A 22,733-nucleotide genomic window follows, 5' to 3' on the forward strand; every position below is an offset into this window, starting at 1 on the left:
CGGCAACCTCGTCATGCTACCGCAGGGAACTCGTCGCGCCGCCTGACGCGTTTCCACTCCAATTGACACGACCTCGCCTTGTCCGCGCACTCCTCCAGCGCTTCTGTCACCTGCTGCTTCAGCGCGGCATCCAGGAGCTTCACGGCCGCCGCGGCGGAGCTTCCCGTCGTCGCTAACGTCCGCACGGCCCTGGGAACCACCGCTTCCTCTCCCGCGACCTGGGCACAGTAGGCAGGCTGCGTCCTGCAGGAGTTCGTCGCGCTGTCGAAGTCGTACTGACTCCGCCTGTGCGCGCCTCCGCATGCCTGCAAGAGCACCGAAGCGGTGAGGAGCCATGGCCACCGTTGACTCATCCTCACGAACGTCTTCCTTCCGAAGTCCGCATAAGCTTCCCCTCATGCTGACCGAGGTGCAGGCGGGACCCTATACCGTGCGCGGCGTGTCCGTGGGCGGCGTGTACACGTCGCTCCTGGTGCCGGAGCTGGGGGTGCTGCTCGACGCGGGCATCCCCATCCGCTCCTTCGCCACCACGGACCGCATCTTCCTCAGCCATGGCCACTCGGACCATGCGAGCGCGCTGGGTTCGCTGCTGGGCATCCGCGCGCTCGTGGGCAAGGGGCCGCCGTTCGTCTACCTGCCGGCGGAGATTGAAGCGCCCGTGCAGGAGGCGCTCGCGGCCCTGGGGCGCCTGCACCGGATGAAGTCCGAGATCCGCACCGTCCCCCTGCGCCCCGGTGACACCGTGAAGGTGCAGCAGGACGTGTGGGTCCGCGCCTTTCGCACGCATCATCCCGTGCCTTCGCTGGGCTACCAGTTCCTCCGCCGCGTCGCGAAGCTCAAGCCCGAGTTCCGCGAGCTGCCTCCGGCGGAGATCGGCCGCCGTCGTCAGGCTGGCGAGCCGCTGTTCGATGAAGTCGAACGCCTGGAGCTGGCCTACTGCACCGACACGCTCTCCAACGTGCTGGAGCGCCAGCCGTCGTTGTTCGACAGCCGCGTGCTCATCCTCGAGTGCACGTTCATCGACGCGGAGCGCACCGTGCGCGACGCGCAGGAGCGGGCCCACATCCACCTGGAGGAGATCGCCTCCATGGCGGACCGCTTCCAGAACGAGGCCCTGGTCCTGATGCATTTCAGTCAGGCTTACAGCCCCGCGCAGGTCCACGCGACGCTCCAGGCCCGGCTGCCGCCATCGCTGCTCGAACGCGTGCGAGTCTTCGCGCCTGACGCCGGCCGCTGGTTCGGTTGACCCGTGGCGCCGGCCCTTCAGGAGGCCGCCATGACGTCCGCATCCGCCCGCCACGTCCTCATCGCCGGAGCAGGCATTGGAGGCCTCACGCTGGCCTGTGCCCTCCAGCGCGCGGGCCTTCGCGCCACCGTGTTCGAACGCGCCGAAGCCCTGCGGCCGGTGGGCGCGGGCCTCATCGTGCAGATGAACGCCGCGCTGGCCCTGCGCCGCATCGGCCTGTGTGACGCGGTGGTCGCGGAGGGCGAACGCGCCGAGCGGACCCGCATCCTCGATTCGACGGGGGCTCGCATCACCGACGTCGACGTGCGTTCGCTCCAGGAGGAGCTGGATGCCCCGATGGTGGCCATGCACCGTGCGCGTCTCCAGGCCGTGCTCCGCGCTCACGCGGGCCCGGAGGAGGCCGTGCGGCTGGGGGTCAGCGTGACAGGCTTCCAGGACGACGGCGCCCGCGTCACGGTGACGCTGTCCACGGGCGAGACGGTCTCCGGCGACGTCCTGGTGGGCGCGGACGGCCTGCGCTCCGCCGTGCGGTCGGGGCTGCTGGGCGAGCAGCCCACGCGTTACTCCGGCTACACCAGTTGGCGCGGTGTCTGTCCGGGCGCGGAGCTCGTGGAGCCGGGGTTGCTCAGCGAGACGTGGGGCCCCGGGGCCCGCTTCGGCATCGTGCCCATCGGCCATGGCGAGGTGTACTGGTTCGCCACGCTGAACGCTCCCGCGGGGGCGGAGGACGCGCCGGGACAGACGCTCGCCGTCCTCCAGGAGCGCTTCTCCGGATGGCACGCGCCCATCGCGCGGCTGCTCGCGGCGACGTCGCCTGAACGCATCCTGCGCACGGACATCCACGACCGTCCTCCGGTGCGGCACTGGAGCCGGGGACGCGTGACGCTGCTGGGGGACGCCGCGCATCCGATGACGCCGAACCTGGGGCAGGGCGGCTGTCAGGCCATCGAGGACGGCGTGGTGCTGGGTGAGTGCCTCGCGGCGCAGGGCAGCGTGGAGGACGCGCTGCGTGCCTATGAGTCCCGCCGGGTGAAGCGCGCCAATGCGTTTGTCGTGCGCTCACGGCAGGTAGGACGTGTGGCCCAGTGGGAGAATGGAGCCGCGCGCTTTGTCCGCGATGCACTATTCCGGCGAGTCCCGCAGTCGGCCGCGAAACGTCAGCTTTGGACGCTGGTCCAAGGCATGCGCTGACACGAATCAAGCTCTGTAGAGTCTGTCTTTGCCAGGGATGCGCAGCCTGCCCTGGCGGGGGGAACTCATGCAGACAAATCCCACGCGGCTTGCCGCCCTGGTCCTCGTGTCCGCGGCTTCCTGTCAACGCACGGAGACTCCGGTGTCCGCCGCGCCGCTGGCCGCTCCCAACGTCGTCACCGGGGGACAGGATGCCGGAGCCGCTGACGTCAACGCCCGCATCCAGCGCATCCTCGGTGAGCCCGCGAAGTACGAGCAGGCGTTCGCGGCGTTCCAGCAGGCGGTGGCCACGCACGACGTGAAGGCGGTCGCCGCCATGGTGGCGTATCCGTTCACCGCGACCGTGGGCGGCAGGAAGGTGAAGCTGCCAGACGCCGCGGCGTTCGTGAGGCACTACGACGTCATCGTCACGCCAGCCATCGCCAGGGTCATCACCCGGCAGCGCTACGCGGACCTCTTCGTCAACGCTGACGGCGTGATGTTCGGCCAGGGGGAGGCCTGGCTCAACGGCATCTGCAAGGACGCCGCGTGCAAGGACTTCGACGTCCGGGTGATCGCCATCCAATCCGCGAACTGATCAGGACCGCGAGACGGAGGCGAGGAACGGCAGGACGTGGGGCAGCACCTTGGGCGCCTTCGCCCAGGCTCCGCCGTGGTCGGCGTGCTCGATGGTCGCGAACGCCGCGCCGGCCCGGCGCGCCACGGCCTTCATGGAGTCGTGGTACGGATCCAGCGCGCCGCAATAGAGCAGCCCCGGCTTGCTGGATCCCACCAGCGCCTCGTCCAGGCCCGCCGACGTCTCACAGGCCTTCATGCACAGCCGCAGCGCGTCCAGGTCTCCCGCGTCGATGGCCTCCGCCAGCTCCGGCGCGCGCCGTGCTCCCAGGAGGAGCACCTGGAACCAGTCCACGGTCGTCCCGGGCTTGAGCTGCTTCTCCAGGGCCGCGTAGGCCACGGGCAGGCCCACCGCCGGATCCCAGCCGCCCACCACGTAGGACGCCAGCCGCTCCGGCGCCAGGGACGCCAGACCACACACCGTCCAGCCGCCCATCGAGTAGCCCCACGCGTGCGCCCGGTCGATGGAGAGCGTGTCGAGCACCGACAGCGCGTCCTCCACGCGATGCCTCAGCGCGTAGGCCTCCAGGTCGTGCGGTGTGTCGCTCTGGCCGTGCCCCAGCGAGTCGAACGTCACCACCGTGTACGCATCCGTCAGCGCGGGCACGTACCCCTTGAGCGTCCAGTGCGAGCCCACCTGGAGCAGGCCGTGCAGGAGCAGCAGGGGAGGGCCGTGGCCCTGGACCTCGTAGTGGATGCGGCGGCCGGACCTCGTCGCGAAGGGCATGGCGTGACGATTCCCTAGATGCCCGAAACCTTCGCGGCGCTGGCCACCGTGAAGCCGAAGGCCACCGTCTGGCGGGAGCGCGGCGGCACGCTCAGCTCGAAGCGCACGATGCCCTCGTCGCTCACCTTCGTGGGCGCGGGCTTCGTGGCGTCCTTGAGCAGCGCCACCTCCACGGCCTCCACCTCCGACACCGGCATGCGCTCCTCCACCGCGAGCGCCGCGGGCTTCGCGCCCATGTTGGAGACGAACAGCTTCACCTTCTGCGTCCGCGTGCGCCGGCCGGTGATGCGGGCCACCTCCTCGCCCACGTCCACCTGCCTCGACACGCGCAGGGAGTCCTCGCTGCCGAAGCCCAGCTTCACGCGCTCGCCCCGGCCCGCGAACTTGAGCTGCGCGCGGCCCACGTAGCCGTTGGCGCGCACCAGGTCCACCGGACCCGCGAGCAACACCGCCGGCCCCGTGTTGTCGAACTTCGCCACGCGGTGCACCAGCGGTGACTGCTCCGGGCAGGCCACCAGCTCCGACGTGGCCGGCGAGGTGAACGCGAACAGCGCCACGCGGTGCGCCTCGCCATCCGACGGCACCGTGGCCTTGTGCGGCGCGGCCAGCGTCACGGGTTCGCCGCCGTCGTCCATGCCGGGCAGCGCGTCCGCCGCCTTCGCCGCTCCCGCTTCGCCCGTCTCCTGGAGCGACTCCTCGCGCAAGGTGACGTCCACCACCTGCTTCTCGCGCGACGTCTTCTCCCGCAGGGAGAGCCAGTCCTCCGTGAGCCGGGGCGGCGTGGCGCCCAGCGTGGGCCGCGCCGTGGAGAAGGCCAGCGTCACGTCCTTCCACGCCTCGCCGGTGTTCTGCCAGACCACCGCCTCACACTCCAACCTCACCGAGGACTCCGCCTCCGAGAGGCCCAGCACCGCGCGGTAGGCCGGCCGCCACGCGGCGCACGGCACCAGGTAGCTGAGCGTCAACGTCGCCTCACCGCCCGCGGCGTGGCTCACGTCCAGCTCGGCGCGCACGTCCAGCGTGGGCTCCGGCATCTCCGTGCGCGACAGCACGTCGCGGGTCTCCTGGATGTGCTGCCGCTCCAGGCGCCCCAGGTCACGGCGGGCCTGCCGCAGGTGATCGTCGGTCGCGGTCTGCTCCTGGCGGACCGTCGCCAACTGCTCCTTCCACTTCGCCGGATCCGCTTCACCGGCGCCGGTGCGCTCGGAGATGGCGCGGAGGATGTCCCGGCGCGCGGTCTCCAGCAGGACGTGCTTCGCCTCCAGGCGCCGGACCTCCGCCTGGGCGCGTGCCAGCACCTGCTCGCGCTCGAAGGCGCGGCGGGCCAGCTCCGAGTGGTGCTCGCGCAGCGCTTCGGGCAGCACGGCGCGCATCGAGCGGCGCAGGCTGGCCTGGGTCACCACGCCTCCGGTGAGCTTCGCCTGGAGCGAGCGGTCCACCGCCACCGCCGGCAGCCCGTCCACCACGAGGCGGCAGGGGCCCGGGGGCAGCGTCACCGTGCCGCTGCGCTCGACGAGCGCCCGGTCCTCCAGGACCGTCACCTTGATCAGGGGCAACAGAATGGAAGTGCGCATCACGTCCTCCGGTTCCCGCCGTTCAGCATCTTGCTGGCGGGCAGCTTCACGACCCACGTCGCCTTCATCGAACGCTTCTCTCCCGCGGGGACGCTCACGCGCCACACGCGCTCGCCCTCCACCGCCTCTTCACCCGGCAGCGGCGTGGGCTTCTGCCAGGGCGGCACCACCTCCGACTCCTCCACCTTGATGTCCTTCTGGGATTCGGGGACCGCGCTGATCCGCTCGGAGATGGCGATGTTCGCGGCGCGGGAGAGGTGGTTGGCCACCTCCACGGAGACGTGGTGCGTGAGCACCGTGCTGTTGCCGAACATGCCGCCCGAGGCCTCGTCGAAGCGGGTGTTGCGCGCCACCTGGAGCGCCTCCTCCACGCCCAGGCCCAGCCGCTGCGTCTCGCCCGGCCCCAGCGTGGGCATGGGCGACGTCATCAGGAACTCGTCGCCGAGCGTCACGTCCACTGGCCCGGCGAGCAGCGGATGCGGCGAGGCATTGTCCATGCGCACCGTGCGGAAGACGCGAGGCTCCACGGAGGGCACGCACACGTACTCGGCCTTGAACTCCAGGGGCACCGTCAGCATGGGCACGGTGTGCCATGCGCCATCGGACGGCACGTCCGCGACGGCCTCCGCGTCGAAGCGTGCGTCGAAGTGCCGGGCCGACTCGCGCGGCGGCACGGCCCAGGAGGGGGGCGCCACGCTGTTCACGGACTCGGCGATGACGAAGGCCTGGGCCTCCAGGCGCACGACCTCCACCTGAAGGCTCACGGACGTGATGGACAGCATCGCCTGGGAGACGAGCGCGGAGCGGGGACGCAACCGGCCGCGCTGCCCCGGAGAGGCCGCGGAGGCCAGCGTCAGCGAGTCGTAGTCGAACAGACCCTCCGCCGGCTCCAGGCCCGCCGCGCTCCGGTGCTCAGCGCCAGCGCCGCCCTCTTCTTCATCCATCAACATGTCCGCCATCGGGGCGTCATCGAAGTCATCCTCCGAGACCGCGCGCTTCTTGCTGCGCATGCGGTCCATGCCGCCACCGCCGCGGGGCGGGGGCATGCTCGGTGCCGGAGCGGCGCTGGGGACGTTGCGGCTGGGCGCCGAGGGACGAGCCCCTCCCAGAAAGGCTCCCGAAGCCTTCGGCGCAGCCATGGGCGGAGGCGGCGCGGACACGCTGGGCGGCGCTCCTGGCGGGCCTCCGAACGAGGCCGATTCCTTGTAGAGTTCCTCCTGCTCGTAAGCGCCTTTCGCCATCTCCGGCGCGGGCATGGGCGGCGGTTGGGCCTTCTGGGGGACGGGCTCCGGCCGGGGAACGCGCAGCGCGTCGTAGCCCGCGAACAGCTCCTCCAGGCCCGGCGCGGGTTCACGCCACCCGGAGCGCGCGGGGGGCGGCTGGCTGCGGCCGATGCGCAGCGATTTGAGCTCCGGCACCTCCGCGCGCCGCTCCAGGCTCGCGGTGGAGACCGCCAGCCGCACGCCCGTCCAGTCCTCTCCGGTCCGCTGGACGACGGCGGCGCGCATGCGCAGCGTGCCTTCCACCAGCGTGCGCGGGAGGCGCAGGTCATAGGTGGGCACCCAGCGCGCGCCGGCCACCGCGTACTCCAGCACCAGCCGCGCGTCCGCGGTCGCGGCGATGGGGCCGGACAGCGTCAGCAGCGCCGCGCGGAACAGCCGGGCGCGGTCCACGCTCCGCGCGGAGGACAGCTCCTGGACGCGGCGGCGGCGGAGCTCCAGCTCGTTCGTGGCGTCGCGGTGCTGGCGCGCCAGGTCCAGCTCCTGGGCCTGCAGCTCCGCCAGCTCCGCGTCCACGAAGCCCGTGAGGGACAGCATCGCGGTCAGCGGTGCCTCGCGCGGGGGATGGCCCTTGCGCTGGGCCGGCCAGGTGGGAGCCAGGCCGCGCAGCGCCGCGATCTCCGCGCGGACCCGCTCCAGCCGCCCATGCACCGCCGCCAGCGAGGCCTCCGCCGCTTCGAGCGCGTGCTGTTCCGCGGGCAGCTCCGACTCCGGCGGCATCCGCACGTCGAACGTGGGCTTGAGGTCGCGGACGAGGAGCTCCGGCGGGCCCTCCACCACCCGGGCGCGCAGCGAGCCCGTGCGCAGGGCCAGCGGAAGGCCGTCGATGCGGACCTGCCCGGGCAGGTGTCCGTTCTCGGGCGAGAGCACGAACGCGCGCGTGCACAGCGCGCCCTCGGCGTGAACGGTGACGGATTCCAGGACGGACGGTACGACGCGCATGAGCCCCCTCTTCCGTGGAGAGGCCCGCAGGCTACTCCGAGGCCGCCGCGAATGGCGACCTGGAGAGAAGGGGGCAAGAACTTTCAGGGCCCGGCTCACGCTCCGCGCCGTGGGGGCGTGCACGCCCAGAACGCGGTTGACGGCGTGCGCGCGGATCATGTGCGTGTCCGGCGTCTGGGATTGGCAACGTCGAATGCACGGGACCGGGGGGCGCCATCCCGCGCGACCGCATCGTCTGTCTTGAGGGCGAGGGGATTCAGTGGGAGATGGAATTTTGCGATGAGTAACAGCCAGTCATCATGGGCAGGCTTGATTTCGTTCCGTTGTCACGGTGTCCATGCAAAGCTTGCCGTCCATGCGAACGTCCTGGTTACGTCTGTCTTGGGTGCTGTTGCTTTCCGCCTGTGCGACCACGCCGCCCCCGCCCCCCGGCGGCACGGCGGACCCGCTGCACCGGGTGAGCCGGGTACGGGTGGCGCCGGAGGTCGAACTGGAGGTGCTCGACTTTGGCGGCAAGGGGCCGGCGCTGGTGTTCCTGCCGGGCATGGGGAGCACGGCGCATGTCTATGACGTGCTGGCGCCGGAGTTCATCGCCACGCACCACGTCTATGCCTTCACCCGGCGCGGCTTCGGCGCGTCGAGCTGGCCGGCCACCGGCTACGACAGCGCGACGTTGGGGCATGACGTGCTGGCCGCGATGGACGGCCTGGGGCTCGCGAAGGCGACGCTCGTGGGGCACTCGCTCGCGGGGGACGAGCTGAACTGGATGGGCCTGAACCATCCGGAGCGGGTGGAGGCGCTCATCTTCCTGGACGCCACGGACAACAAGGGAGAGATCGCGGAGTTCCTCAAGCCCGGTCCGCTGCCGCCGCTGCCGTTCACCGTGCTCGACGGGCAGCCGTCACGTGAGGCGGTGACGGCGCTGCTCGCGCGCGACCTGGGCGGTCCGTTCCCGCCGCATGAGATTGATCAGGCATTTGAGTTCGACGCAGCCACGGGCGCGTACCTGCGCTACCACCGCATGCCGGAGGCGACGGAGCAGTGCATCCGGGGCGCCGCCTTGCCGGACTACGCGAAGCTGCGCGGGCCCGTGCTGGCCATCTCCGACGATCTGGCCTTCGCGGCCTGGGTGGAGCATCTGGCCCAGGCGGAGAACCTCCCCGGGGACCTGCGCGAGCGGGCCCGCGCGTTCCTGCCGGAGCTGCGCCAGCGCGAGGCCGCCCAGGAAGCGCTGCTCAAGAGCCTGCCGAACTGGAAGGTCGTGACGCTCCCCGGCGCGGGCCACTACCTCTGGCTCCCGCGACAGGCGGAGGTCATCTCCGAGATGCGCGCGTTCCTCGCGCGATAGGTCTTCACCCCACCGGCATCACCCCCGAGAGGTCACCTGCAATGCGCTGGAGAGCCTTTGTCGTCCCCGCCGTCCTGGTCCTGAGCGCGTGCTCGGAGTCCTCCGATCCCGACCCCACGCCCAGGCGCCCGTTGAAGGCCGTGCTGTTTCCATACATCCCCGACTCGGCGGGGGACGGCTTCGCCAGCCTGGAGCAGCGATTGGAGGCCGACTTCGAGGCGGCCCATCCGGACATCGACCTGGACGTCGTCTTCGACGCCAACCTGGATGTCTATGACCTGAGTGACGGCGGGACGCTGAACCAGTTGCTCGGCACGGGGGCCGGGGCCGCCCAGGTCGTGGAGGTGGACACGCTGATCCTCGGCTCGCTCGCGGAGAGACAGTGGATCCAGCCGGTCGCGCTGGAGGCGGGCGTCGTGCATCCCGCGGCGGAGGAGGCGGTCCGCATCGGCGGTGAGAACTATGGCGTGCCCACCTACCTCTGCACCAACGTCGTCTATTCGCGGACCTCGAACATCCAGTCCGCGACGGACAGCGCCTCGCTCGTGCGCATCCTTCGCGAGGCTTCTCCCGGCAAGCGCCCGCTGGCGACGAACCTCGACGGGAGCTGGACGCTGCCTTCCTCGTACATCGATGCCTGGGCGGACACGCACCCTGGGGACGCGCTCGCGGGCGCCATCTCGCTGCCGCTCGACGCTCCGACGATGAGCGCGTTCGCGGACGTCGTCGACAGTTGCTCGCTCGAAGCGGGCGTCAACCCTTGCCTGGATGGCAGCTACGCGGACAACACGGTGGCGGAGGTGGCCTTCGCCCAGGAGCAGGCCAACGGCTTCATGGGCTACACCGAGCGCCTGTTCTACATCCTCCAGTCGCAGCCCACGATGCCCCTCCCGGAGGTCATCTCCGTCCCGCTGGGCGCGGGCTCGGCGCCGGCGGTCTTCGTGGATGCGCTGGTGCTCAACGCGAACTGCACCGGGACCTGCGCGGAGGACTCCCGCGCCTTCACCGCGTTCATGCAGGCCCCCGGAACGCGCAGCCTCATCGCCTTCAGTGAAGACGGCCCCCAGGGCACCCGGCCCCGCTACCTGCTCCAGGCCAACCGCGCCTTCTATCAGCAGGAGCCCGCACGCTCCGACCCCATGTATCAGCGGTATGAAGCCCTCCTGGGCGGAGCGCGGCCGTATCCCAACCAGCGCTTCCCCGAGAACCGGAAGGCACTGCAGGCAGCCCTGCTCGAAGCCCTCCAGTAGCGCCGGGAGGGCGACGTCTGGCGAATGAGTGGGCGAGCCCCCATCGTTGAAGAGGGAGGAATCCACCCCCTTCACGCGTCCCATGGCCCGCTTGCACGACAGCCCGGCGCAGCCACCCTCGGGTGGCTCGCCATCGGAGTACAGCAACCTCCTGGATGCCGTGCTCGCCAGCATGGGCGAAGGGCTGCTGGTGGCGGACGAGCACCAGCAGCTCGCGTTCATCAACCCGAAGGGCGAGCAGATCCTGGGCATGGGCGCCACCGACGAGCCGGTCAGCCGGTGGCCCGCGCATTACGGGTTCTACCTGCCGGACCAGGTGACCCTCTATCCGTCCGAGGACCTGCCCATGACCCGAGCCCTCCGGGGCGAGGCTGTCAGCCGGGCGGTGGTCTTCCTGCGCAACGCCAGAAGGCCGGAAGGCACCTGGCTGCACGTCAGCTCCAGCCCGGTCCGCGACGTGACCGGGCGGGTGCGCGGAGGCGCCTCCGTCTACAGCGACGTCACCGACTTCAAGCGGGCCGAGGACGCGGCGCGCGAGGGCGCGGCGAAGTACCGGTCGCTCTACAACACCACGCCCGTGATGATGCAATCCATTGATCCGCACGGGCGGCTCATCAGCGTCAGCGATTGCTGGTTGAGCACGCTGGGCTACGAGCGCGCGGAGGTGATCGGGCGCGAGTCAGTGGAGTTCCTCACCCCGGCGTCCCGGCGTTACGCCCGCGAGGTCGTCCTGCCCGAGTACTACAAGACGGGGGCGTGCAAGGACGTGCCGTACCAGTTCGTGAAGAAGGGCGGGGAGGTCATCGACGTCCTGCTGTCCGCCATCGTGGAGCGGGACACCTCCGGCAGGATGGTCCGCTCGCTCGCGGTGCTGCTCGACGTGACCGAGCGGAAGCGCACGGAGGAGGCGTTGCAGGAGAGCGAGCAGCGGCTGCGCGCCATCCTGGACAACGCGCCGACCGTGTTCTTCCTCCTGGATACCCAGGAGCGCTTCCGGTTCGTGAACCGCGAGTGGGAGCGGCTCTTCCACCGCACCCGGCAGCAGGTCGCCGGCAAGACCGTCTTCGATGTCTTTCCCCGGGAGATCGCGGAGACGCTGCACGAGGCCAACCACGACATCTTCCAGCGCCGCGTCGCCGTGCAACGGGAGGAGCGGCTCCTGCACGACGATGGCATCCACGTCCACCTCACGCAGAAGTTCCCGCTGCTCGACGCCACGGGGGCGGCCTACGCGCTCTGTGGAATCGCCACCGACATCACCGAGCGCAAGCGGATGGAGGTCTCCCAGCGGTTCCTGGCCGAGGCGAGCCGCGAGCTGGTGGCCTCGCTCGACCCGGAGACCACGCTCCAGCGCGTCGCCGAGCTGGCCGTGCCCCTGTTGGCGGAGCTGTGCGTCTTCTTCGTGCGGACGGACGGCGTGGGCCTGCGGCCGGTGGCGGTGGCGGACCGCTCGCGGGCCCGCGCGGCGAGCGTGCGGGAGTGGCTGTTGCGCCACCCGCCGGACCCGGACGCCCGCCACGGCCCGGCCCACGTGCTGGCCACGGGTGAGTCGGAGGTGTCCGAAGCGTCACGGGGCCTGTGGGACTCCGAGGGGCTGACAGAGGAGCTGCGGCCGCTTCGGGAGCGGCCCTCGCTGGGGGTGCCGCTCCAGGCCCGAGGCCGCACCCTGGGCGTGCTGTACCTCCTGTCTCCCGAGCCGGGGCGCACGTACGCGCGGGAGGAGCTGACGTTGACGGAGGAGCTGGGGCGCCGGGCCGCGTTCGCCATCGACAACGCGCAGCTCTATTGCTCGGCGCAGGAGTCCATCCGCGCGCGGGACGAGTTCCTGTCCATCGCCTCCCATGAGCTGAAGACCCCGCTGACCTCCATGCGGCTGCGGGTCCAGCAGATGGAGTCCGTGCTGTCGGGGGCGCGGCCCCTGTCCCCGGAGCGGATGACGCGGATGCTGGAGGTCTTCCAGGACCAGCTCCAACGTCTGTCGAACCTGGCGGACCACCTGCTCGACGTCTCCCGCGTCCACGAGAAGCAGCTCGACCTGCGCATGGAGGAGATCGACCTGGCGACGGTGGCCCGGCACATGGCGGGCCATGTCTCGGAGTCGCTCCAGAAGGCGGGCTGCGAGTTCGAGCTGGTGGCCCCCGAGCCCGTCTGGGGCCGCTGGGATCGCCTGCGGATGGAGCAGGTGATGCTCAACCTGCTGACCAACGCGATGAAGTACGGCGCGGGGCGGCCCATCCGGATGGAGGTCACGAAGCAAGCGGGCAGGGCGCTGCTCATCGTCGAGGACCAGGGGATGGGCATTCCGCTCGAATCCCAGGAGCGCATCTTCGAGCGCTTCGAGCGCGCCGCCTCCCTCAACTACGGAGGGCTGGGCCTGGGGCTCTTCATCACGCGACGCATCGTCGAGGCGCACGGCGGCAGCATCCGCGTCGAGAGCGAGCCGGGGCACGGCGCGAGGTTCATCGTGGAGCTGCCTCCGCGCGCGGCCTGAACGGCCGATCGTAATTCTCGAACGGGCTCAAGCTGCGCGTCGGGCCGAGCCAAGGCCGCATGACATCAATGCCCGAGAGGCGCTTGCGCAGCGTGACGCTCTACCTGGGCACGGCGCTACGTACCAGGCCTTCCAGGACTCCTGGCAGGAAGCGCTTGAGTAGGAGCGCCAGCAGCTCTTTGCCGAACGCCCCGACGTAGGTCTCGCTCGTCTTTTTGCTGACGGCATTGAGGATCTGGCGTGCGGTGAGGTCCGCTGGGTGGCCTTTGGCGATATCGCTCCCCACCTCGTTCTTCGGCGAGCCGTCACCCGTGAGGGCGTTCTTCGATACGTCGGTCTGGATGTAGCCGGGGCAGACCAGCGTTACGAAGAGCCCGTCGTCAGCAATCTCCGCACGCAGGCAGTCGAAGAACCCGTGCAACGCGTGCTTGCTCGCCGCGTAGGCTGAGCGTTGCGGTGTGCCGACCTTTCCCATCACCGACGAGACGACGACGAAGTGTCCGGCCTTCCTCTTCACCATTGACGGAAGCAGTGCCTTCGTTAGCGCCACCGCGCCGAAGTAGTTGACGTCCATGATGCGGCGGTCGACGTCGAGGCGGGTCTCCTGGGCCAGCGAGCGCTGGCTGATGCCACCGTTGTGGACAACGACGTCGATGTGGCCGAAGCGCAGAAGCGCGGCCTCGACGTGGGCAGGAAAGGTTTCCGGCTCCTCGAGATTGAGCGGCAGCACGAATGCCTCGGTGCTGCACCTCGCGGCGACCTGTTCGAGCTCTGCTCTCCGACGCGCCGAGAGGACCAGTCGTGCGCCCTCACTCGCGAACGCCTCTGCTAGCGCCGCGCCGATGCCCGAGGATGCTCCCGTGATCCAGATGACCTGGCCCTCAAAACGACGTCGCATTCAATCCTCCGCTTGCAGCAGCAGCATCCCGGAGGCCGAGGAGGTCAAGGGACTCGCGAAGCACGCGCTCCGCGTCCGAGACCGGCCCATCGTGAAGAGTCGTCCGGTCAGGTCGAACGACGACGCACCACTCGTCGCGTGTGAGCTTCGCGAACGCCCCCGTGGCATCCTCGAAGCTGCCTGGTTTCGGTGCGCTCCCTCGAGCGCGCAGCACCACCGTCGTTCCGCCGAGGCGCTCCCAGCGCCGTGCCGTGTCGGCGCCGATGGCCGGCGGTGCGGCGGCGGAGCAGAGCAATGTGAAGCCATGCCCGAAGGCCTCGTCGCTCAGCAGCGTCGTTCCGTGCGAGTCGCGGACTTCGCCCTGCGGGAGCCACGCGCCACGCGCGAGGCGGCCTGAACCGCGCGCGAAGAGGCCGTTGTCGTACGCATGCGCCGGCTTCATGCCGAAGTCGCTGATGAACGACTTGAACGGCGGGAGGTGCCGCAAGACCTTGAGGCTGCCGTGGGAGAGCCACGCCCACGCCCGCGAGCGCGGCATGATGAAGAGCCCCGCGAAGCGCGCGAGGTCGATCATCTTCTTGGCGTGCGGACGCCGCTCCAAATCGTAGCTGTCGAGAATCGAGGCCGCGGCACGTTGCTGTGTGACCCATGCGAGCTTCCACGCAAGGTTCGCGGCGTCGCGCAGGCCCGCGACGAGCCCTTGCCCGACGAAGGGCGGGGTGATGTGGGCCGCATCTCCCACCAGGAAGACGCGTCCCTTGCTGAAGTGCGCGCAGGCGCGAGCATGAAACCGATAGACTGCCTTTCGCTCGAGCCGGTATTCGCCCGGGCTCGTCCAGGGGCGCAGCAGCTCGGAGATGGCTGTATCCTTCAACATCTCGTCCCGCCGTTCACCCGGGTGGAGCATGAACTCCCAGCGCGTTCGTCCTCCGGGCGCGGCCATGTGTGGGCCAGGCCGCTTCGGGTCGCAGATGAACTCGACATGGTCGATGGTGTTGGGGAGATCCAGCGCATCCACGATGAGCCAGTCTTCAACGTACGTGGCTCCATCGAAGGACTCACCGATGGACGCGCGGACCGACGAACTCGCGCCGTCCGCACCCACAAGGTAGCGGGCGCGGACGAACTCCTCTGTTCCATCCGTTGAGCGGAGCAGCGCTCGGATGCCGTCGGCCTCTTCGGTGAATTGGACCAGCTCCATGCCGGTGCGGGCCGTTATCGTGGGTTGCCGCTCGACGTTCGCGCGCAGCGCACGCTCAAGCTCTGGTTGGAAGAACGTCACAAGCATCGGGTGGCCATCAATGACCTTCGATGTGTTGATGCGTGCGATCTCACCGAGCTGTGGGCTGCGAAGCACGACGTAGGGGACGGGCATGCGGGCGAAGTCGCGTGCTCCGACGCCGACCTGCTGGAGAATGCGCAGGGCTTCATTGTCGAGAGCAATGGCCCGTGGTGCCGTGAAAACCTCCAGGGCCTTGTCAACAACCAGCGCACGCACTCCGTAGCGGCCGAGCAACCCCGCGAGCGCCGCTCCGACTGGGCCGTAGCCAACGATGAGGACGTCGAAGTCCATCGCTTACCTCTCCGCGATGATGAGGTTGCGTTGAACACCGAGGTCGAGTCGACCGTCGTCGCTCCGGATGCTTGCTTCCACGACATCCCCGGGCTGCAGGTACTGTGTCCGCTTTGCCTGCATGGCCAAGAACAGTTTCCACCTGGCTTTTTCGGGAACGAGCGCTGCCATCCGTTGTTTCATGGGAGAAGGGACGCTGAGCGCGCATCCGGCAGGCGTGCCCGTCGCGAGGAGATCCCCTGCGCGAAAGTCGTGAACGCCTGACAACTCAGTGAGTGTGGCGGCAGGACCGTGTACGAGGTTCGCCGTGGTGTCCTGCTGGCGGACCTTGCCGTTGACCTTCAAGCGGAGGGTCAGCTTGCGCAGCAGGTGCGTGTCCTCGGCGTCGAACAATGCGAGCTGCGGACCCACGGGGCCGAAGGTGCGGAACGACTTCCCCTTGTAGAACTGCATCTCGGGGATTTGTACATCGCGCGCCGAGTAGTCGTTCACGATTACCGCGCCTGCGATGAAGTCATGGAGGTTCTGGTCCGTGATCTCCTGGGGTTGGGTGATGTCACGCCGGAGCACGAGCCCAAGCTCAATCTCGTAGTCGAGGAACCGCACGCGCGTGGGGCGCACGACGTCGCTGTCGGCGGGGACGATGCACGACGACGCCTTGGTAAAAATCATGTTGAACGTCTTGGTGTCGGGGTCGACTCCTGACTCGACCATGTGCTGGCGGTAGTTCGCGCCCTGGCACACGAACTGCTGGTTGTGCGTGACAGGCGAGAGGACCTTGACGGTCGCGAGGTCGATGGATGTCCCATCGAGTGCGGCGAGCTGAGGAAGGGAGACACTCCGTACGAAGTCCCCCGTCGTCGGAAAGTCACCGGGCACTGGAGTGACAGAACCGCCGCGCACTACTCCCCAGTGGACCTTGTCTTCATGTTGGTATCGAACGACATGAACAATCATGTTTCACCCGAAGAGCCGTGCGAGCGTGAAGAGCTTACGGAGGCTAAGGTCAGGGCTGCGCCGGACATGCCGGACGAGGGCCGTGACCGTCGCGGGAGTGATGGCTGGAGCAGTGAACGAGCGCGGCATGATTGGGCCCCATTGGGACATGGCCTCGCGGCTCACCGGGTGAACACCCATGGGCACCTCTTCGGTGAAGAGGTCGCCATCGCAATAGTGCTCGTGCTTCTGACCCATGGGGTCGTTCCAGTAGTCGAAAATCTGACTGCCAAGGATGTGGCGGCCGACCCCCCAAGCGTGTTTCCAGCCGCGCTCGCGCAGCACGCGCTGTCCCATTCCGACCGCGTCGGCGTCGACGACCTCGAATGCCGCGTGGCTGAACGCCGGCCTGATGCCCTGGGCGAGCGCCAACGTGTGGTGATCCGCGGGCGTGTCTCCAAGGTTCAGGCGCATGAAGACGACGGCTGGCGAGCCATCGGGCAGCACCTGTACGTCACTGGGAAGGAAGCCAAAGTGTCGTGTGTACCACCCACACGTTGCCTGAAAGTCGGCGACCTCGAGCACTACGTGGCCCAGCTTGAGCACCTCTGGCGGCGCGATGGGAGGGCGCTGCGGTGAGTTGATGCGTGTGTGCTCTCTCCCGAAGTTGAGAGGGAGGGGGGCGCGGTGCGGAAACGCGTCTTCTTCTTCTTGGCCGTGGATGGCCTCGACGACGAAGCCTGATGGGTCGGTGAGCACCACGGCATTGCCGCCACCCGGATGTTCCGCGGGGCGAATCGGGCTCGCGCCAGGGAGCCCCGCGAGGAGCTCGAGGTCCGCGTTGCTTGCGACCCGAAGCCCGAATCCAATGAAGCCCGCTCCCGCGCCCGCGCGCCGCTCAATGCGATAGCAGTAGGGGGTGGGCGCCGATGCGCGCAGGTAGAGCGCGCTCGCCGTGCGATGCACGACGTCGAGTCCGAAGTCCGACAGGAAGCGCTCAGCCTCTTCGACCTGCGGCAGCCCGAAGATGAGGTGGGTGAGCTCCTGCGCCTTCACGGTTGGCGAGGAACACCTCGAGGGCTCCGCCGTCCGAAGCGTGAGAGACTGAGCACGTGGGTTCATTCTGATGATCTAATCAGTTCTGATATTTTCGTCAAATTGGTTCGACCTATGCCAAGATCCAAGACTGCATCGAAGCGCACCGCTCCTCGCGGACGAGCCCCTGTCCCGACCCCACTGACCGTGCCAGCCGACGAACCGGCATCGCGCGGCGACAAGCGGAGGAGGGAGACGCGTGAGCGCTTGCTGAAGGCGGCATTCCGGCTGTTCGCCGAGCGTGGTGCCGACGCCGTGCCAATCAACGAGATTACCGACGCGGCGGATGTCGGCTTCGGGTCTTTCTACAACCACTTCCCGTCGAAGGAAGCGATCCACGAAGCGGTCCTCACCCAGGTCTTCGACGCGTTCGGTGATGCCCTCGAGCGGCTGGCAGCCGGCATCGAGGACCCGGCAGAAGTCATCGCGGTGAGCGTCCGCCACGCGCTACAGCGTGCGCAGCGTGAGCCCCTCTGGGGCAAGCTTCTCGTCCGCGAGAGCTACCAGGGGCAGGTCCTCGCGCGTGGACTCGGGCCTCGACTCCTGCGTGACATTGGGCGAGGGATGGCGAGCGGGCGCTTTTCCACGCCTGATCCGCTTGTCAGCTTCATCGTCGTTGGCTCCAGTGTCCTGGGTGCCATCACCGCGCTGTTGCTTCCCCCCGAAGCGGCCCGTCTTGCCGAGGCGGCGAGCCTTGATACGCGGACAGGCGACCTGGATGTTCGCACAGCAGCCGCTGCGCTCCATGTGCTCGGACTGACCCGTTCAGAGGCTGAACGGGTCGCGCGCCGCCCACTGCCAGTCGTCGAGTTCCCTTGACGGTTGTTGGACGCTCAGGGCGCGAAGCCCGTTTCATGCTGGCGCGTCCTGGCGGACCACCGCGGGCGCGGGCTCCAGGTCCAGGGGGCGGCCCAGGCAGTCCTGGCCGTCCTCGGGCGCGGAGGTGCTCCGGGGCCGGTACTCCCAGTGCCACGGCTCCGACTTCACGGTCCGCTGGAAGCCGAAGCGGCACGCGTTTCCCGCGAGCCAGTCATACGTGGGGGAGGCCTCCTCGCTGCCCACCACCAGGTCCACCGCGAGCCCCCGGTTGTGATTGGAGCGGCCCGGCCGCGCGGCCTTGGGCCCCAGGCCCTTGCGGTAGCGGCGCCACAGGTAGCGCTGCTGCTGATACGAACGCCACCCGCTCGTGACGAGCAGCGGCTGCCCCGCCGTGCGCGCCTCCTGCGCCATGCGCTCGAACGCGGCCGCCGCGTCGCGGTGCAGCCGGTGGCCGCTGTGGATCCGCACCAGCCGCGGTGCCTTCGCCTTGGCCCTGCGGACCTTGGCTTCCTTCGCGAACCCGACGGGGGCCAGCAGACAGACCAGGAGCACGAGGCCCCAGCGGAGCAGGGGAGAGGACATTCTTCGGAGGTCCAAGCAGTGGGCGGGGAGTGGAGGCTGCCGCCTTTGTTCCGATGTGAAAAGCAGGCGGGCTGGCGAGCGCTTCTCCCTCGTGCCCGGTCGCCCGGACGCTCCGTGAGGACTAGAAGAGCTTGAGCTGTGCGTCGGGTGCGGGCGCGTCCCGGGGCGGCAGCACGTTGAAGCCGTGGGCGCGTGCCCAGGCCTCGCTCGGGCCCCTCCAGTGGTGCGCGTCCATGCGCACGTGCCCCGTGTCGTCGAAGGCGACGCCCTCGGCCTCCAGCAGCTCGCGCTGGCGGTGGCCGGAGGTGCTGATGCCTCCCGTGCGGTTGATGATGCGCTGCCACGGCACCGTCGCGGCTCGCGACCCCAGCGCCGCCATCGCGTGGCCCACGGCGCGCGCGTCACAGGCCCCGCCGACGATGGTGGCGATGTCTCCGTAGGTGGCCACCTGTCCGGAGGGCACCTGTTCGCAGACGCGGTAGATGCGCTCGTACGGGTCCTGCGTGTCGGTGGGTGATGCCATCCTAGGCCGCCACGGCCTGCCGCTCCCGCGACGGAGCGCCGGCTTGATTGAGCACCGCCCACTCCTGGCGCAGGCGCACGTACAGGGCATTCAACGGCTGGCCCGGCGCTTCGTACTGGCCCACATGGTGCTCCACGAGGTGGCGCAGGAGCACGTAGCAGGTGGTGGCCGCGCCCGCGCCCTCCACGGCGGCGAACTGGGCCGCGTCCGTGAACCAGAGCGTGGTGGGCATCTGGCAGGCCTGCGTGCCCGTGGCCACCAGGTGCGCACCGGGCTTGAGCCACGGGTGCTTCGCGAACAGGTTGGGCCGGTCCACCGTGAGCGTGGAGATGAGGTTGGAGATGCGCCGGTCCTTGAACCTCGAGTCCCCGTACACCTGTCCGAACACGAGGCCTCGCACCCGCTTCATGAACACCTGGGACGTCAGCGCCACGAGCGACGTCCCGCGGAGCACCAGCATCTGCGCGAACTCCGGCACCGTGAGCTTCTTGAAGGATGGCCAGACATCCAGATCCATCTGCCGCTTCACCAGCGTGATGACATCCGTCAGCCGCGCGCGGACCCAGACCAGCGCCGTCGCCACCGACGCCGTCAGCACGCCGGGGATGAGATAGAGGAAGTAGTCCCGAGGCTCCCAGTCGCCGGTGCGAGCGGTCTCGAACCCGCGCCACGCGAGGATGCCCGCGGAGAGCAGGGCGAGGAAGAAGAGGCCGTAGGCCAACCAGGAGACGCCGTTCAGCGTCACCCAGCCGCGCTTCGTCGGGTTCTCCGGGACGTTGTACATCTCCGGGCTCTGGACGCTGACGTCGGAGATGAGCAGCGTGGGCGGCGGCTCCGCCCGGTTGTACGCGAGCAGCAGGCTGTCGATGCCCTGGTTGTCATAGATACCGCCGTCCATCAGCGGCAGGCCGCTCTGGAAGCCCGGGCCCAGGGCCGCCAGCGCGGTGTCGAGCGGATAGCCCTGGGGCCAGTGGAACTGCTGCGGGAACACCAGCGGCTCGAAGCCGCCCGGGAAGCACGACGACGCGGCGGCGATGTCCGCCAGCCGGACGTGGCTGGCCACCGGGCGCGGCATCCGGTAGCCGTTGTTGCCCAGGACGATGCCCGGGTTGCCGCTGCGCCGGAAGCGGAAGTCCAGGCCGGTGTGGAACTCGGTGGTGTTGAAGATGGCCTCCTGGAGCTGGAGCCCGCCCGCGTCCAGGACCTCTCCGAAGCGCCGGTCGCCCAGGAAGTCGGGCCGGGCGTAGACGTCCGCGGCGGACCGGATGAGGCTGGCCCACGCGTGGCTGCCGTGGTCCCGGTTGGAGGTCAGCCCGGTCAGGGCCTCCGCGATGACATTCGTCCGCAGCAGGTACGCGGAGAACGCCTCGTGAAACGCCTTGAACGGCTTGCCGTCCAACTGGCTCACCACCCAGGCCATGCCCGTGAGCGTCCCCCCGGACACCGTGGACAGGCCCACCACATCGGACAGGAGTCCCACGGTGTCGAGGAACCGCAGCGTCCCCAGGTGGAACGCCGCCGCGCGGTAACCCCCACCGGACAGGGACAGCGCGAGCGGTCCGAGCGGACCGTGTTTCACGGAGACAGGGGCGGTGGCGTCTTGGCTCATGGCGGGATTCGGGGCGCGGCGGGGAGGACGGCGCAAGCTTAGGCCAGAACGGAAGGACCATGGCGCTTCGCACGGGACCTGGGCCAGGCTCCCAGCCCATGCCAATTCCTTCCTCGCATCGTCGCAAGGCCGTCTCCACGGCGCTTCGAAGCCGAGCCGACGGAAGGCACGGGCGAGCTCTACCGGAACCTCGACCTCCAGAGGCAGCCATGAGGAAGCTGGGCATCGTGCTCGCGGGCATGCTGACGAGCGCCCTGGCCTCGTCGCTGTTGACGGCCTGGACGGAGCGGACGGAGACCGATACCTGAGCGGCCGCGACCGGCCGGGGGCCTTCACCCGCGCCGGTCGCGCAGCCGCGTGTAGGTGTATGAGACGAGCAGCAGCATGACGCCCAGCAGGATGAACGTGACCACCCGCTGATCCGGCGGCAGCTTCGCCACGTCCACCAGCACCAGCCGCCCCAGGGCGAGCCCCAGCACCGCCAACGCGGCCAGCCGGTACCAGCGCTCGCGCACCGCGAAGCCCACGCCGAAGAGGAGGAAGGCGGCGATGACCCAACCCAGCGTGACGAGCCCCTCGGGCATCCGCGCGCCCACCAGCGCCACCAGCGCCAGCCCCGCGCCCGCCGCGCAGACGGCGGTGAAGGCCTTCCGGGCCTCGGGCTCCGGCAGGCCCGCGACGCGCACCGTCCCGCCGCGCTCCACCAGCACGAACGCCACCACCAGCCCGGTGAGCAACGACAGACGCCCCGGCGTCTGCCATTCACACGCACCCAGCGCCACGTAGAGGATGAGCACGCCCACGCCCCGCAGCACCGGTGACTCCACCCCGCGCGCGGCCAGGCCCGCGGCCAGCCCCGTCACCGTCCACGCCGCCACCAGCGCGACGTCGTCGTAGTTCGCGGGCATGGCCAGCGCGAGCGTCACCGCCGTCAGCGCCAGGTACGCGTGCGTCAGCGCGGAGGGCGCGCGCTGGAGCCTCGACACGGCGGCCCCCGCGCCATGCGCCAGCGCGACGACGAGGAGGAAGCCGAAGAGGTGCGAGTCCTGCTCCTGGGAGACCTCGTACGCGCCCAGCGACGTCAGGCCCGCCCAGTTGAGCAGCGTGAAGGCGAGGCACGCGCGCACGGGCAGGTCGCGCGGGCGCACGAGCAGCGCCACGGAGAACAGCAGGAAGTAGAGCGCGAGGAAGCCCAGGCTCAACAGGAGCCGGTCATCCTCGGGCGCGCCCGGCGCCATGTGGCCCGTGCGCACGGCCCAGACGACGTGCGTGCTGTACACGGCCACCAGGCTGGACAGGGGGACGATGACCCAGCGGTTGCGCACCAGGAAGAACAGCGCGCCCGCCGCCAGCAGCGTGGTGGACAGCAGCGTGAACGCGGTGATGTCGCTGAGCATCCCCGTGTGCAGCCCCAGGAACAGCGCGATGCCCGCCACCGTCTCCGACTGCATCCGGTGCGCGATGGTGACGATGGCCACCACGAACCCCGCGAGCAGCACCAGCGCCAGCACCTCGCTGTCGATGACCCGCACCGCCGGGATGAAGTGCAGCGCGTAGGTGACGAAGTACGCGAGCGCCAGGCCGCCGCCGAAGACGATGCGCCCGAAGAGCTGATGCCGCCGCGCCAGCCACAACCCGAACGCGCCCAGCCCCGCGCTGAGCAGGTAGCCCGCGCCCACGCGCGCCAGCACCCCCAGCTCCCCGAAGTGGTACGTGATGAGGTACGCGATGCCGATGATGAGCGCCACGATGCCCAGGCGGCTCAACCAGTAGGTGCCGACATGCGCCTCCAGGTCCCGCGGCTCGGGCGCGGCCACCGGGGGCGTGGCAGGGGAGGGCGGGGCCACGGGGCGCGGCGCCTCCCGGGCCTCCAGGCTCGCGAGCCGCGTCTCCAGGGCCGCGACCGTCGCCTCCAGCCGCTTCACCGTGTCCCGCAGGTCCTGCCCGTCACCCTCGTCCGCCATGGACCTCCCTTGGGCGGAGCTTCAGCAGCTCTGACGCCACGTGCGCGTGGCCGTGGCCCCCGGGAAGCGC

General features: G+C 69.6%; 18 protein-coding genes. 7 read left to right on the forward strand and 11 right to left on the reverse strand.

Annotated features, from left to right (window positions below):
- The first annotated feature begins 397 nt into the window (after window positions 1–397).
- The 3 genes from K8556_RS00005 to K8556_RS00015 all read left to right on the forward strand — a co-directional run bounded on the left by K8556_RS00005 (window position 398) and on the right by K8556_RS00015 (window position 3,014).
- Entirely contained in the window at window positions 398–1,246 is an 849-nt protein-coding gene (locus K8556_RS00005) for an MBL fold metallo-hydrolase (RefSeq protein ID WP_223737961.1), read from the forward strand.
- Between the two features lie 30 nt (window positions 1,247–1,276).
- Window positions 1,277–2,437 carry an FAD-dependent monooxygenase gene (locus K8556_RS00010; RefSeq protein ID WP_223737962.1) on the forward strand — a complete coding sequence of 387 codons (1,161 nt, stop codon included), beginning with the start codon at window positions 1,277–1,279 and terminating at the stop codon, window positions 2,435–2,437.
- Window positions 2,438–2,579: 142 nt separating this feature from the next.
- Window positions 2,580–3,014, forward strand: coding sequence for a hypothetical protein (locus K8556_RS00015; RefSeq protein ID WP_223737963.1), 435 nt, complete (start codon window positions 2,580–2,582; stop codon window positions 3,012–3,014).
- Here the strand turns inward: K8556_RS00015 and K8556_RS00020 are convergent, their stop codons facing one another.
- The 3 genes from K8556_RS00020 to K8556_RS00030 are packed head-to-tail and all read right to left on the reverse strand — an operon-like array spanning window position 3,015 to window position 7,575.
- Window positions 3,015–3,779 carry an alpha/beta fold hydrolase gene (locus tag K8556_RS00020; protein WP_223737964.1) on the reverse strand — a complete coding sequence of 255 codons (765 nt, stop codon included), beginning with the start codon at window positions 3,777–3,779 and terminating at the stop codon, window positions 3,015–3,017.
- Between the two features lie 14 nt (window positions 3,780–3,793).
- The gene (locus K8556_RS00025) at window positions 3,794–5,353 is read right to left on the reverse strand and encodes a mucoidy inhibitor MuiA family protein (RefSeq protein ID WP_223737965.1); all 1,560 of its coding nucleotides are present in this window, start codon (window positions 5,351–5,353) and stop codon (window positions 3,794–3,796) included.
- Window positions 5,353–7,575: a DUF4139 domain-containing protein gene (locus K8556_RS00030; RefSeq protein ID WP_223737966.1), complete on the reverse strand. Its 2,223-nt coding sequence runs from the start codon at window positions 7,573–7,575 to the stop codon at window positions 5,353–5,355. Before K8556_RS00030 ends, K8556_RS00025 begins: the two co-directional genes overlap by 1 nt.
- A 385-nt stretch (window positions 7,576–7,960) precedes the next feature.
- Here K8556_RS00030 and K8556_RS00035 point away from each other — a divergent pair, with 385 nt between their 5' ends.
- From K8556_RS00035 to K8556_RS00045, 3 genes are all read left to right on the forward strand, one after another.
- Window positions 7,961–8,923, forward strand: coding sequence for an alpha/beta fold hydrolase (locus K8556_RS00035; RefSeq protein ID WP_370639871.1), 963 nt, complete (start codon window positions 7,961–7,963; stop codon window positions 8,921–8,923).
- A gap of 140 nt (window positions 8,924–9,063) precedes the next feature.
- Window positions 9,064–10,173, forward strand: coding sequence for an extracellular solute-binding protein (locus K8556_RS00040; RefSeq protein ID WP_223737968.1), 1,110 nt, complete (start codon window positions 9,064–9,066; stop codon window positions 10,171–10,173).
- 82 nt (window positions 10,174–10,255) lie between these two features.
- On the forward strand, window positions 10,256–12,664 hold the full coding sequence (locus K8556_RS00045) for a PAS domain S-box protein (RefSeq protein WP_223737969.1): 2,409 nt from the start codon (window positions 10,256–10,258) through the stop codon (window positions 12,662–12,664).
- Between the two features lie 100 nt (window positions 12,665–12,764).
- Here the strand turns inward: K8556_RS00045 and K8556_RS00050 are convergent, their stop codons facing one another.
- Genes K8556_RS00050 through K8556_RS00065 form a run of 4 tightly spaced genes read right to left on the reverse strand, consistent with a single transcriptional unit; the run spans window position 12,765 to window position 17,127 of the window.
- Complete coding sequence (locus tag K8556_RS00050; protein WP_223737970.1) at window positions 12,765–13,562, reverse strand: SDR family oxidoreductase; 798 nt, start codon at window positions 13,560–13,562, stop codon at window positions 12,765–12,767.
- Window positions 13,546–15,135, reverse strand: coding sequence for a bifunctional 3-(3-hydroxy-phenyl)propionate/3-hydroxycinnamic acid hydroxylase (locus K8556_RS00055; RefSeq protein ID WP_223737971.1), 1,590 nt, complete (start codon window positions 15,133–15,135; stop codon window positions 13,546–13,548). The genes K8556_RS00050 and K8556_RS00055 overlap by 17 nt, the downstream gene beginning before the upstream one ends.
- Window positions 15,136–15,138: 3 nt before the next feature.
- Complete coding sequence (locus tag K8556_RS00060) at window positions 15,139–16,092, reverse strand: fumarylacetoacetate hydrolase family protein (protein WP_223737972.1); 954 nt, start codon at window positions 16,090–16,092, stop codon at window positions 15,139–15,141.
- 3 nt (window positions 16,093–16,095) lie between these two features.
- Complete coding sequence (locus K8556_RS00065) at window positions 16,096–17,127, reverse strand: VOC family protein (protein ID WP_223737973.1); 1,032 nt, start codon at window positions 17,125–17,127, stop codon at window positions 16,096–16,098.
- Window positions 17,128–17,373: 246 nt separating this feature from the next.
- Between K8556_RS00065 and K8556_RS00070 the strand changes: the two genes are divergently transcribed.
- Window positions 17,374–17,985, forward strand: a complete 612-nt coding sequence (locus K8556_RS00070) for a TetR/AcrR family transcriptional regulator (RefSeq protein WP_223737974.1) — start codon at window positions 17,374–17,376, stop codon at window positions 17,983–17,985.
- Window positions 17,986–18,018: 33 nt separating this feature from the next.
- Here K8556_RS00070 and K8556_RS00075 read toward each other — a convergent pair whose 3' ends face one another.
- The 4 genes from K8556_RS00075 to K8556_RS00090 form a co-directional block, all read right to left on the reverse strand.
- A complete protein-coding gene (locus K8556_RS00075; protein WP_223737975.1) occupies window positions 18,019–18,567 on the reverse strand; it encodes a D-alanyl-D-alanine carboxypeptidase family protein in 549 nt (182 codons plus the stop codon).
- 121 nt (window positions 18,568–18,688) lie between these two features.
- Complete coding sequence (locus K8556_RS00080; protein ID WP_223737976.1) at window positions 18,689–19,090, reverse strand: MGMT family protein; 402 nt, start codon at window positions 19,088–19,090, stop codon at window positions 18,689–18,691.
- 1 nt (window position 19,091) lies between these two features.
- On the reverse strand, window positions 19,092–20,699 hold the full coding sequence (locus tag K8556_RS00085; RefSeq protein ID WP_223737977.1) for a patatin-like phospholipase family protein: 1,608 nt from the start codon (window positions 20,697–20,699) through the stop codon (window positions 19,092–19,094).
- A 332-nt stretch (window positions 20,700–21,031) separates the two neighbouring features.
- Window positions 21,032–22,663 carry a DUF2339 domain-containing protein gene (locus tag K8556_RS00090; protein WP_223737978.1) on the reverse strand — a complete coding sequence of 544 codons (1,632 nt, stop codon included), beginning with the start codon at window positions 22,661–22,663 and terminating at the stop codon, window positions 21,032–21,034.
- Window positions 22,664–22,733 lie beyond the last annotated feature (70 nt).

It is taken from the genome of Corallococcus sp. AS-1-12 (assembly GCF_020036995.1).
Lineage (GTDB): Bacteria > Myxococcota > Myxococcia > Myxococcales > Myxococcaceae > Corallococcus.